11 protein-coding genes and 1 tRNA gene are annotated in these 11,109 nt (G+C 65.7%); 6 read left to right on the top strand and 6 right to left on the bottom strand.

Going from position 1 to position 11,109, the window contains the following annotated elements; translation table 11 throughout:
• The first annotated feature begins 180 nt into the window (after positions 1–180).
• Entirely contained in the window at positions 181–1,653 is a 1,473-nt protein-coding gene (locus P9272_RS13210; protein ID WP_278160872.1) for an aminotransferase class I/II-fold pyridoxal phosphate-dependent enzyme, read from the top strand.
• Between the two features lie 20 nt (positions 1,654–1,673).
• Here the strand turns inward: P9272_RS13210 and P9272_RS13205 are convergent.
• Together P9272_RS13205 and P9272_RS13200 are read right to left on the bottom strand one after the other, a co-directional pair.
• A tRNA-Arg gene (locus P9272_RS13205) sits at positions 1,674–1,750 on the bottom strand.
• A gap of 216 nt (positions 1,751–1,966) precedes the next feature.
• On the bottom strand, positions 1,967–2,911 hold the full coding sequence (locus P9272_RS13200) for a DUF1003 domain-containing protein (protein ID WP_278160871.1): 945 nt from the start codon (positions 2,909–2,911) through the stop codon (positions 1,967–1,969).
• A gap of 331 nt (positions 2,912–3,242) precedes the next feature.
• On the opposite strand from P9272_RS13200, the gene P9272_RS13195 reads away from it, so the two are divergent.
• Entirely contained in the window at positions 3,243–3,692 is a 450-nt protein-coding gene (locus P9272_RS13195; protein ID WP_128260981.1) for a universal stress protein, read from the top strand.
• 195 nt (positions 3,693–3,887) lie between these two features.
• Here P9272_RS13195 and P9272_RS13190 read toward each other — a convergent pair whose 3' ends face one another.
• On the bottom strand, positions 3,888–4,946 hold the full coding sequence (locus tag P9272_RS13190) for a serine hydrolase (RefSeq protein WP_278160870.1): 1,059 nt from the start codon (positions 4,944–4,946) through the stop codon (positions 3,888–3,890).
• A gap of 260 nt (positions 4,947–5,206) precedes the next feature.
• Here P9272_RS13190 and P9272_RS13185 point away from each other — a divergent pair, with 260 nt between their 5' ends.
• From P9272_RS13185 to P9272_RS13175, 3 genes are all read left to right on the top strand, one after another.
• Positions 5,207–6,313 (top strand): hypothetical protein, encoded by a 1,107-nt coding sequence (locus P9272_RS13185; RefSeq protein WP_278160869.1) that lies wholly within the window; start codon positions 5,207–5,209, stop codon positions 6,311–6,313.
• 164 nt (positions 6,314–6,477) lie between these two features.
• A complete protein-coding gene (locus P9272_RS13180) occupies positions 6,478–7,092 on the top strand; it encodes a nucleoside triphosphate hydrolase (protein ID WP_128260978.1) in 615 nt (204 codons plus the stop codon).
• A gap of 169 nt (positions 7,093–7,261) precedes the next feature.
• On the top strand, positions 7,262–7,585 hold the full coding sequence (locus P9272_RS13175) for a hypothetical protein (protein ID WP_128260977.1): 324 nt from the start codon (positions 7,262–7,264) through the stop codon (positions 7,583–7,585).
• A gap of 28 nt (positions 7,586–7,613) precedes the next feature.
• On the opposite strand, the gene P9272_RS13170 is transcribed toward P9272_RS13175, so the two are convergent.
• The 3 genes from P9272_RS13170 to P9272_RS13160 all read right to left on the bottom strand — a co-directional run bounded on the left by P9272_RS13170 (position 7,614) and on the right by P9272_RS13160 (position 10,021).
• Positions 7,614–8,318: a glutathione S-transferase N-terminal domain-containing protein gene (locus P9272_RS13170; RefSeq protein ID WP_278160868.1), complete on the bottom strand. Its 705-nt coding sequence runs from the start codon at positions 8,316–8,318 to the stop codon at positions 7,614–7,616.
• A gap of 235 nt (positions 8,319–8,553) precedes the next feature.
• On the bottom strand, positions 8,554–9,762 hold the full coding sequence (locus tag P9272_RS13165; protein WP_128260975.1) for a beta-ketoacyl-[acyl-carrier-protein] synthase family protein: 1,209 nt from the start codon (positions 9,760–9,762) through the stop codon (positions 8,554–8,556).
• 4 nt (positions 9,763–9,766) lie between these two features.
• A complete protein-coding gene (locus P9272_RS13160) occupies positions 9,767–10,021 on the bottom strand; it encodes an acyl carrier protein (protein ID WP_041003067.1) in 255 nt (84 codons plus the stop codon).
• Positions 10,022–10,240: 219 nt separating this feature from the next.
• Between P9272_RS13160 and P9272_RS13155 the strand changes: the two genes are divergently transcribed.
• Positions 10,241–11,092, top strand: coding sequence for an urease accessory protein UreD (locus P9272_RS13155; protein WP_278160867.1), 852 nt, complete (start codon positions 10,241–10,243; stop codon positions 11,090–11,092).
• Positions 11,093–11,109: the final 17 nt, after the last annotated feature.

Here is an 11,109-nt window from a genome sequence, read left to right as displayed (position 1 = left end):
GGGGGGGGGGGGGTGTGCCGCTTTCTCTCTTTTTTTTTTTTTTTTGTCCCCCGCGCCCATTTTTGGGGGGGGGCCCCCCCCCCCCCCCACGGAGAGGGGGAGCGCCGCACGGGATTGCTCTCCGCCGCTGGGTCAAGAGCGCACACCCGCAATTCTCGTCCAACACTGGGCCGCGGTGAAATGCGCCCCCACCCCAAACCCCAACCCTTCCCGCTCGACACGCTCACCGTGAACCGCTCAAACCCCGAGCATCTCTCGCGCCAGCTCTATCACGGCCTCGTCGCCATCATCCGCAGCCGCGCGCTTCCCCCTGGCTCGGAGCTCCCCTCCACCCGCGCGCTCGCCGCCGAGCTCGGCCTTGGCCGCAACACCATCGTCGCCGCCTACGACCAGCTCGTCACCGAGGGCTATCTCGCCAACCGCCAGGGCGCCCGCCCGGTCATCGTCGACCTGCCCGAGGGCCCGCGCGAATCGCCGCGCGAGGAGCCGCCCCTGCCGCTGCGATCACCCTCGCTGCGCGGCCGGCTGCTGCTCAGCCAGCCCTATCATCACGGCCGTCCAGGCCATGTCGCCTTCCACCCCGGCATGCCGGATGCGGGGAGCTTCCCCTTCGGCGTCTGGGGCCGGCTCGTGGCGCGCCGCGCCAGCCATGGCGGCGAGACGCTGTTCGGCACCTATGACGTCACCGGCCACCCGGCGCTGAAGGCGGCGATCGCCGGCTATCTCTATTCCGCGCGCGGCGTACGCTGCAGGCCGGAGCAGGTCGTCGTCACCACCGGCGCGCAGGCCGCCTTCGATCTTCTTGCCCGCCTGCTGCTCGACCCCGACGACACGGTGTGGATGGAGGAGCCCGGCTATTACGGCGCCAAGGCCGCCTTCACCGTGGCCGGCGCCAGGATCCTGCCGATCGCGGTCGACCAGGAGCGCGGCTGGCGCCTCGATGCGCCTGTGTTTTCGCCCCGCCTCATCTATGTGACGCCGGCCTGCCAGCATCCGCTCGGCATCACCATGCGCATGGAGGAGCGGCTGCGTCTGCTCGACATCGCCGAGACCGCCAATTCATGGGTGATCGAGGACGATTTCGACGGCGAATACCGGTTTCAGGGCCGCCCCGTGCCGGCGATCCAGAGCATGGACCGCTCCGGCCGCGTCATCTATGTCGGCACCTTCGCCAAGCTGCTGTTCCCGGCGCTGCGTCTCGGCTTCATGGTGCTGCCGCCGGAGCTCGCCAGCCGCATCGTCAACGCGCTCTCCACCACCGGCCAGTTCGCGCCGCTGCTCCTGCAGGCCGCGCTCGCCGATTTCATCACCGAAGGCCATATGAGCCGGCATCTGAAGCGCATGCGCCGAATCTACGCGCAGCGCCGCCAGCTGTTCCGCGACATCGTGTCGGAGCGCCTGCGCGACGAGATCACGCTCTCGCCCGCCGAGGCCGGGATCCAGCTGGTGGGCTATCTGAGGGACGGCATCGACGACATCAAGGTCAGCCAGGCGGCGGCGAAGCGGGCGATCAACGTCTCGCCCCTGTCGAAATATTTCCAGAACACGGCGCCGACCCAAGGGCTGGTGCTGGGCTATGCAGCGTGTGATGCCGCGCAGACGCGGGACGGGGTGGAGCGGCTGGCGGCGGCGATAGGGGAGGTGCTGGGGTGAGGAACAGTGGCGCCAACGCGTGGCGCACCCGACAAGATTCGAACTTGTGACCTCTGCCTTCGGAGGGCAGCGCTCTATCCAGCTGAGCTACGGGTGCTTCCCGGTGAACCGGAAAACGAACCGGCCGGTGAGCCGGCCAGCCACGGCTTCTTAGCGGAAGCCGCAGCACGCTTCAACGGGCAATTGGCGATTGTGCGGTGGGCGTCGCGGCTGATTGTCTGACTGAGGATTGGCGGATAGGGCGCTCCCCTCTCCGTCTCGGCTTCGCCGAGCCACCTCTCCCCGCCTCTGGCGGGCGAGGAACTCGAGTTCCTCACCCCTCCGCCGGCACCTTCGCGGTCTTGCGCCTCACGGCGCGCCTTGCAGCGTGCTTCTGCTTCTTCGCGCTTGCCAGCTCGTGCATCGCATCGAGCTGCATCTGCTGCATTTCGGCCAGGCGCTGCCATTGGCGCGAGATCAGGTAGTCGAGCTTTTCGTGCAGGTGGCGCACTTCCAGCTCGGCCTTCAGGTTCACCCGGTAGTCGTTGAAGGAGCGCAGCCGGTCTTTGGCTTCCTGGCGCTTCTGGCTCATCATGATCACCGGCGCCTGGATGGCGGCGATACAGGAGAGCATCAGGTTGAGCAGGATGAACGGGTAGGGGTCGAAGGCGTTGGTCGTGCCGGCGACCAGGTTGACCCCGATCCACAGCAAAAGCACCGCCGCGAACGAGATCAGGAACCACCAGCTGCCGCCGAACTCGGCCATGGTGTCGGAGACGCGGTCGGGGAAGGAGCGGTGCTCCTCATATTCCTCTTCCGAGTTCTCCGAGATCGTGTCCTGCTTGGCGATCGATTCCACCACCTGGCGGTCGAGCTCGGAGAATTCGCCGTGCTCCTGCTGCAGCAACTCCTCCATGTAGCGCATGCGGTAGCGGCCGAGCTCCTCGCGGCTGATGCGGGCGCCGCGCGGCAGGTCGGGATGGTCGGAGCGGATGCGGTCGGCCAGACTGGGCCTCAGGTCGTCGATGCGCACCAGGTCGCGCTTGCGGAATTTGCGCCCCGATATCGCCGAGGGCTTCTTCTTCGGCTTGATCCGGGCCGTGCCCGGAACATGCGGTTCGCCGTGGGGCTCGGAATCCGGCACCTCCGGCGCTTCGAGGATCTCGTCGGCGGCTGCCTGCGCATCCTCCAGCACGGTCTCCGCCTCGAGATACTCGCCGGCGACGTCGTCCTCGTTGTCGGCCTGGATTTGCGCGGATGCCTTCGGGTCGCCTGCCATGGTCGGTGCTCCTGTTCGAGGCTTTGTGGGTACGATACGCCAAGCCGGCGCGGCATATCCATGGTCAGTGTGAAAAGTGTGTGACGGAACAAGTTCTTGTGATTGGAGCAGGACGGGGAGCGCCCGGCGCTGCACGTGTATTGCATAGGGCAGCGCCGCTCGCGGTCGTCCCACCCTCCTGGCGCAATCGTCTCCGCCGCCTGGCCTTGATCCACATCGAACTGGCCCCTGTGGCGGGCCTGATAGGCTGACTATATCGAGATCAGGCCTGACCGTTCAGGCTCCCGCCACCTGGGCGCGCGCGGCGCCCCGCAAAAGAGGGATCGCCACCATGTACAAGAAAATCCTGATCGCCACCGACGGCTCGGAACTCGCCCAGAAGGGCGCCGCCCACGGGCTGGAGCTGGCCAAGGGCCTGGGCGCCACGGTTACCTTCGTCACCGTTTCCGAGCCGTTCCCGGCGCTGGCATGGGGCGGCGCCATGGCCGGCTATGTCGCCGCCGACGAGCTGGTCAATTACGAGGAAAGCGCGCGCAAATACGCCAGCGAGCTGCTGGGCAAATGCAAGGCCGAGGCGGATGCCAAGGGCGTCGGCTCGAAGGGTGTCCATATCGAGAACCGCACGCCCGCCGAGGCGATCCTCGAGGTCGCCGGCGCGGAGGGCAGCGACCTCATCGTCATGGCCTCGCACGGCCGCCGCGGGTTGGGCCGCCTCGTGCTGGGCAGCCAGACGGCGGAGGTGGTGTCGCTGACGCAGATCCCGGTGCTGGTGGTCAGATAAGCACTATCGGTAGCGATCCTTCGCGCCACCCTTGTCCTGCCGGACATCTCCCCCACAAGGGGAGATTGGCGGTTTTGACGTCCCGCTCATTCCTTTAGCGCTCGCGATTGGCGAAAGCCAGCGTGACATCTGATCTCCCCCAAGTGGGGGCGCTGTCCCGCCGGCGTCTCGGACTTTCCCGTTCGCCCCGCCGCCCTACTGTGTCGGCAGCAGCGGCGCGCCGGGCGATGCCAGGTCCGGAGACGGAAAATCGGATGCCGACTGGTCCGGCACCGCCGACCCAGGTGTCGGCTGATCCGGCGGCGGCAAACCGGGCAACGCCGGGTCCGTCGGCGGAAGGAGGCCGGGGGGCGGCGAGGCAGGCTGCTGCCCGGAATACATCAGCCTCGGCTGGCCGGCGTCCGCGATCGCCGGCCCCAGACTGCGCTGGATCAGCGCCTCGGCATGGTCGTTGCGTTGGCGCGCGCTGTCGGCGCCCATCACCACCACGATCAGATGCCGCCCGTCGGCATTGTAGGAGGTGACGATGTTGTAGCCGGAAGCTCTTATGTAACCGGTCTTGATCCCGTCGACGCCGCGCACGCGCCCCAGCATGTCGTTATGGCCGCGCACCAGCCGGCCGCGGAACATGAAGTCGCTTTCGGAGAAATAGTGGAAATGCTGCGGGAAGCGCTTTTCCAGCGCCATGCCAAGCACCGCCATGTCGCGCGCCGTGGTCACCTGGCCATCGTCGGGCAGGCCGCAGGCATTGCGGAAACTGGTGCCGGACATGCCGAGCGAGCGGGCCTTGGCGGTCATCATGGCGGCGAACTGGTCCTCCGAGCCGCCGCCCAGATATTCGCCCACCGCCACCGCCACGTCGTTAGCCGACTTAACCACCATGGCACGGATGGCGGAATCGACGTCGATCGTCTCGCCGCGCCGGAAGCGCAGCTTTGTTGGCGGCTGCGAGGCGGCGTGGTCGGAAACCGGGATCCGCGTCTCCTTGGTCACCCGGCCGCTCTCCAGCGCCTCGAACAGCATGTAGAGCGTCATCATCTTGGTCAGCGACGCCGGGTAGCGCTGCGACCGCGAATTGACCTCGAACAAGGTCTTGCCGGTCGAGGCGTCGACCACGATCGCGGCATATTTCTGCGGCTGCGCCGGGACAGCGAGCACGCTTTCCGGCGGCGCCGCAGTCGTGCAGCCGGCGACCAGCGCGAGCAATGCCAACAGGGCGATGAGTTTCTGGAGGACAGGGAAGAGACGGGGCAAGACGGGTCTGAAGCTGTTGCGAAGATGCGGCGAAGCTAACGTAACCCATGTGCCGCGTCCAACTGGTTAACGGGAGCAACGAAGCATATGCCCAGCTTTTGAAGGCTGGCGCCGCTGGCCTAACGGGACGGGCGCCGTATGCGACCGCCCGCCGTGGACGGAAGAGCAGGGGCCCGATGCAAAATGCCGATCGCCCTGCTTGCACGGAAGGCTGAACGCAGGCTTTCCTGACGTATAGCAAAGATTCGCAGGAGGCATTCATGGACACCGTCACCATCGGCGCAAAGGGCATCTCCGTCTCGCTCGATCTCGCCGTCGGCCATATCGCTGCCATGGAGGTCGAGGGCGAAGGCCGCACCCTGAGACCCCTGCATCGCGCGCCCTGGGTCGGCGTGCCGCGCGAGACATTGCCCGTGAACCTCCCGGAAGGCACCGTGCGGCTCTCGGGCGATTTCCTCTGCGCGCCTTTTTCGACGAGCGATGTCGAACCCGCGCCCCTGCATGGCTGGCCGGCCAACAGCGAATGGGACGTCGTCGAGAACGCCGCCATTGCCGGCGGCTGGCGGGCCGTGTTCCGGCTGCGCCGCAAGGTGATGGGCGCAGCCGTCGACAAGGTTTTTACCCTGCGCGACGGCCATCCTTTCCTTTACCAGGAGCACGTCTTCTCCGGCGGCTCCGGCGCCATCTCCGTTGCCCATCATCCGATGACGGTCATGCAAGGCGGCGGCCGGCTCGCCTTCTCGCCCAAGCGCGTCGCTGTCACGCCCCCAACGCCGCTTGAGTCCGACCCGGCGCGCGGCCGCTTCATGCTGGCCTATCCGGCCCGCGCCGCCGACCTCACACAGTTTCCGCTGGCAGTCGGCGGCACGACCGATCTAACCGACTACCGCATGGATGACAGGCGCGAGGATTTCATCACCCTGGTCGAGGCGGATCATGGCGGCCCGGGCTGGACCGCGATTGCGCGGCGGGCCGAAAAGGACCTGGTGCTGGTGCTGAAGAACCCGGCCGAACTGCCGGTCACCATGCTGTGGTTCTCGAATGGCGGCCGCGACTACGCGCCCTGGAGCGGTCGCCATCTCGGCGTGCTTGGCATCGAGGATGGCCGCACCGCTATCGGCCACGCCGCCTCGCTCGGCGACAACTGGCTGAAGCATGAAGGCGTGGCGACAGCCTTCGCGTTGGCCGAGGGGCGGTCGGTCTCGTTCCGCCATGTCATCGGCGCGGTTACGTTCGCCGAGGCCGAGGCGTCGGCCGACATTGAGGCAGTGGCCGACCGTTTGCGCATTCTTGCGCCGAACGGCGCGGCGAAGGAGGTGCCGTTCGACGGCGGTTTCCTGCGGATAGGGCGTTCGGTTCCGGCGTGAGAGTTCAGGCCGAGACGCTCCTTGCTCCGCCCGTGGACGACGAAGGGGATGGTCGCCTCGGCTGATCTCGAAGGCGTACAGGCCGCCGAAACTTCGGAACCGGGTTTGAATTTTCCACCGACACCCGCCAAAATACAGGCCAAACCGCACCGGAAAACCCCCCGATGTCCGAGATAGCCCATATCACAGCCGCCATCTTCAAGCGCGCCGGCAAGGCCAAGCGCTTCGTTGTCGCCATTGCCGGTCCGCCTGGTTCCGGCAAGTCGACGTTGTCGGCGAACCTGCATGAGCTCTTGCCGGAAGGCACATCCGAGGTCGTGCCGATGGACGGCTTCCATTATGACGATATCATTCTCAACCGCCGCGGCCTGCGTCCCCGCAAGGGCGCGCCCGAGACCTTCGATTTCGCCGGCTTCGAGACGCTATTGAAGCGCATCCGCTCAGGCGAACCTGACATCGCTATCCCGGTCTTCGACCGCAGTATCGAACTGTCGCGCGCGGCGGCCCAGATCGTTTCCGCCGACACCAAATTCATCCTGGTCGAGGGCAATTATCTGCTTCTCGACGAGGAGCCGTGGTCGCGGCTCGCACCCTTGTTCGATTTCACCATCTTCGTCGATGTGCCGCGGGCAGAGCTTGAGCGTCGGCTGATGGAGCGCTGGCGCGAACATGGCAAGTCAGACGAGGATGCCCGGGCCTGGATCGCCTCCAACGACATGCCCAACATCGAGCGGGTTCTGGCGCGGCGACGGCCGGCCGACATGGTGATTGGTCAATGACCGCGGTGATTGGTTAACCCGCTCAATTCTCAATATTTTCGGGCGGGAACTTTAAGGTTTTCTCGCCGTTATCAACCTGTCCCGAATTGTCCGGCGCCGGAGCAATTCCTGGAAGCGCGCAATCGCTCTCCGTCCGGAATTGTGAAAAGAACAGAGCAGGAGCCGTCAGATGGCAACCAACAGCAGAAAGCCCGTGGCCAAAAAAGCCAGGGCCACCCAATCCAGGACGACGCAGGCCAAGGCGGGCGCCAGCCCGGCGATCGCCGAGCGGTCAAAAGACGCCAAGCCGGCTTTCGGCAAGGCGGCGCCGAAGAAAGTGACGCCCGGCCTGACCCACAAGGTCGCGCCCAAGGCGCATAAGCCGCACAAGCCGGCAACGAAGACGTCGGGCCCGATCCGCACCGCTGCAAGCGTTGCGACCGGCGCGGTGGTAGCGACGGCAAGGCTGGCTGCGTCCGTCCTTGGCAGGAAAACCAGCGCCAAGTCGAAGTAGGGCCAGAGCACTTTTCGCGTCAGTGCTCCTAGCCCTTTGCCGGAATGGCGAGGCCCCTTTTCACCGCAGGTCGCGCCAACCCGCGCTCCAGCCATTCGGCGACGGTCGGGAAATCGTCGAAGCCCACCAGATCGCGCGCTTCATAGAAGCCAATCAGATTGCGCACCCAGCCCAGCATCGATACATCGGCAATTGTGTAGTCGTCATCCATGATCCATTTGCGGCTCTTCAGCCGCGTTTCGAGCACCCCGATCAGCCGCCGCGATTCGTCGCGGTAGCGCTCCAGCGGCCGCTTGTCGGCAATCTCGCGCCCGGCGAATTTGTTGAAGAACCCGACCTGGCCGAACATCGGGCCGATCGCCGCCATCTGGAAGAACACCCACTGGATCGTCTCATAGCGCCGTGCCGGATCGGCTGGAACGAGCTTGCCGGTCTTGTCGGCCAGATAAAGAAGGATGGCGCCGGACTCGAACAGACCCAACGGCTTGCCGCCGGGGCCGTCCGGGTCGACAATCGCTGGTATCTTGCCGTTCGGATTGAGCGACAGGAATTCCGGTGTCCAGCTCTCATTCTTGCCGATATCGACATAATGCGGCTCGTAGGGCAGGCCGATCTCCTCAAGCGCGATCGAGACTTTAACGCCATTCGGCGTTGTGGCGGAATAAAGCTGCAGGCGGTCGGGATGCTTGGCCGGCCAGCGCTTGGCGACGGGAAAGGCGGACAGGTCGGTCATTGAAGACTCCGGATAGGGACTGGCGCCGGGCAGCGCTCATGGCGGGGTGAGCAAGAATTAGGTCCGCGGCCGGCCGGGATCAATACACCGGCAATCGGCTAGAGCAATTCCAGGAAAAGTGTGAGCGCGTGTCCGGCCGTAATTGCGTAAAAACAAAGAGATAGAGCGGTTCGCCGTTTCCGGGAAACGGGGGACCGTTCTATCCATGCTCACACAGTCAAGCGGTCGGCTTCGGCTAGACCGCCTTGAAGGCCAGCACCGCATTGGTTCCGCCGAAGGCGAAACTGTTGCTGAGCGCGGCCCGCACCTTGCGCTCGCGCGCGACGTTAGGCGTCACGTCGAGATCGCAGTCAGGATCCGGCTCGCGATAATTGGCGGTCGGCGGCACGATGCCGTCGCGGATCGCCATCACGCAAGCGATCATCTCCAACCCGCCGGAAGCGCCCAGGCAATGCGCATGCATCGACTTGGTCGAGGACACTGAGAGCGAAGGGGCGTGGTTGCCGAAGACGCGCTTGATCGCGGCGGTCTCGATCTGGTCATTGGCCTTCGTGCCGGTGCCATGCGCGTTGAGGTAGTCGACGTCTTCCGGGTTGAGCCCGGCATCCGCCAGGCAGAAACGCATCGCCGCTTCCGGTCCCTCGACGGTCGGCGCGACGATGTCGGAGGCATCGGCCGAAAGCCCGACGCCGGCGATCTCGGCCAGGATTGTGGCACCGCGCGCCATCGCGTGATCGTAGCTTTCGAGCACCGCCATGCCGGCGCCTTCGCCAAGCACGAGGCCCGCGCGGTCGGCCGAGAACGGCCGGCAGGTGTCGGGCGAAAGCACCCTGAGTGCCTCCCAGCCCTTGAGCACGCCCCACACCAAGGGCGCTTCGGTACCGCCGGCAACCATCACGTCGGCACGGCCAAGTCTGATCTGGTCGACCGCCGTGGAAATTGCATGGTTGGCCGAGGAGCAGGCCGAAGTGGCGCCGAAGACAGGGCCGCGCAGCCCGAGCGCCATGCTGACCTGGCCGGCGGCCGCGCCCGGCATCACTTTCGGCACGGTGAAGATGGCGGCGCGATTGCGCCCCTCGAGCAGGATCGCGCGGTAATTCTCCTCGATGGTCTCGAAGCCCGCGACGCCGATGCCGACGATTGCGCCCATCCGGTAGGTGTTGTCGGCATGCGCCGTCAGTCCGGACTGCCGCATGGCCTCGCGCGCGGCGATCACCGCCAGCAGGCTGAAACGGTCCATCGACACGACCTGCTTGCGGTCGATGCCGTGGTCCGGCAGTTCCTTGATTTCGCAGCCGGTCTTGACCTTGAGGTCATGCAGCGACGGATTGTCGATCGGGCCGATGGCCGAGCGGCCGGCGCGCATGGCGTCCCACATCGCCGGCGCATCGTTGCCGAGCCCGCAAATCCCGCCAATACCGGTGATGACGACGCGTTTTTGCATGCAGTCAGGCTTTTTTCGCGATCAATTCGCGAACCGCCTCGACCATGTCGCCGACGTTCTTGAGATTGCTCCAGGCATCGACTGTGTTCATCTCGATCTCGATGCCGTACTTCTCCTCGAGATCGAAGATGATCTCGGTCAACTCCAGCGAATGGATGCCGAGCGTTCCGAGATCGGTGCTGGCGGTGATTTCCTCACCACCGGTATCGGCATGCGCTTTGATCTTTTCGATGATCTCGGTCGTCAGTTGGTCAGCCATTCGGTTCCTTCCCTGTCGTTTCCCGACGCCAACTGATCAGCGCCCCTTTTATCCCCGGATCCAACAACGCCGTTGCCCTTAACTCGCCAGACACCGCTACCTCGCCAGACACCGCGCGACCGCTCCAAGGTGGCTTCCCTCTATAGAAACCAAAACGATGTCAAGCAACAAGCGATATATCGACAAAGCCGCCGGAGTGCTTAACCTGTAGGCGTGGACATGATCGATGACACCGTGACATCCCGGCCCGTCCCGCCTGCCGCGCAACGTGTTGCCGGCCTGGGCAGGCTTTTCTGCGGCAAGAGCGATGGCCGGACGCGCCTGCAGCGGCTTTACCAGGACGGGTCGGCCAAGATCCGCCTGCCGACGGTAGAAAGCGATCCGCTCGAGGCGGTGCTGATCAACACGGCCGGCGGGCTGACCGGCGGCGACCGTCTCGGCTGGGCGATCGAGGTCGGCGCCGGCGCTTCCGCCTCCATCACCACCCAGGCCTGCGAGAAGGTCTATCGCGCCGCCGCCGACAGGGCCGAGGCAAGCGTCGGCCTGCGGGTCGGTTCGGGCGGCCGCATCGCCTGGCTGCCTCAGGAAACCATCGTCTTCGATCGCGCCGCCTTCGCCCGTACCTTGGATGTCGAGCTCGCCGACGATGCGGAGGCATTGGTGTTGGAAGCAACGCTGTTCGGCCGGCTTGCGATGGGCGAGCGGACGGTTCAAGGCAGCTTCCACGACCGCTGGCGGATCCGCCAGGGCGGCACGCTGATCCATGCGGAGGACTTCCGGATCGGTCCGGATATCGCGGCAACCCTTCGGCGGCCGGCGGCGGCCGGCGGCGCACTTGCCGTCGCCACGCTGCTGCTCGTTTCGCCGCAAGCGGAAAACCTGCTCGAGCCGGCCCGCGCCATTATCGGCGACTCTGCCGCTGGCGGTGCCAGCTTCTGGAGCGTCAGCGGATCTGGCAAGCTTCTTGCGAGGCTCTGCGCCGGCGACGGCTATCAGCTCCGCAAGCGGCTGGTTCCGCTCGTCGAACTGCTCAATGGACGGGCGGGCCTGCCCAAATTGTGGTCACTCTGATTCTGAGTATCAGGACA

The sequence above is a fragment of the Mesorhizobium sp. WSM4976 genome, from assembly GCF_029625685.1.
Taxonomy (GTDB): domain Bacteria; phylum Pseudomonadota; class Alphaproteobacteria; order Rhizobiales; family Rhizobiaceae; genus Mesorhizobium.
Note: the sequence above shows the minus strand (reverse complement) of the source record. Positions and strands in the feature narration are given on the sequence as shown.

Coding starts and splice junctions, on each gene's coding strand:
- P9272_RS13210 (WP_278160872.1), top strand. CDS start 181: ATGCGCCCCCACCCCAAACCCCAACCCTTCCCGCTCGACACGCTCACC.
- P9272_RS13200 (WP_278160871.1), bottom strand. CDS start 2,911: ATGGCAGGCGACCCGAAGGCATCCGCGCAAATCCAGGCCGACAACGAG.
- P9272_RS13195 (WP_128260981.1), top strand. CDS start 3,243: ATGTACAAGAAAATCCTGATCGCCACCGACGGCTCGGAACTCGCCCAG.
- P9272_RS13185 (WP_278160869.1), top strand. CDS start 5,207: ATGGACACCGTCACCATCGGCGCAAAGGGCATCTCCGTCTCGCTCGAT.
- P9272_RS13180 (WP_128260978.1), top strand. CDS start 6,478: ATGTCCGAGATAGCCCATATCACAGCCGCCATCTTCAAGCGCGCCGGC.
- P9272_RS13175 (WP_128260977.1), top strand. CDS start 7,262: ATGGCAACCAACAGCAGAAAGCCCGTGGCCAAAAAAGCCAGGGCCACC.
- P9272_RS13170 (WP_278160868.1), bottom strand. CDS start 8,318: ATGACCGACCTGTCCGCCTTTCCCGTCGCCAAGCGCTGGCCGGCCAAG.
- P9272_RS13165 (WP_128260975.1), bottom strand. CDS start 9,762: ATGCAAAAACGCGTCGTCATCACCGGTATTGGCGGGATTTGCGGGCTC.
- P9272_RS13160 (WP_041003067.1), bottom strand. CDS start 10,021: ATGGCTGACCAACTGACGACCGAGATCATCGAAAAGATCAAAGCGCAT.
- P9272_RS13155 (WP_278160867.1), top strand. CDS start 10,241: ATGATCGATGACACCGTGACATCCCGGCCCGTCCCGCCTGCCGCGCAA.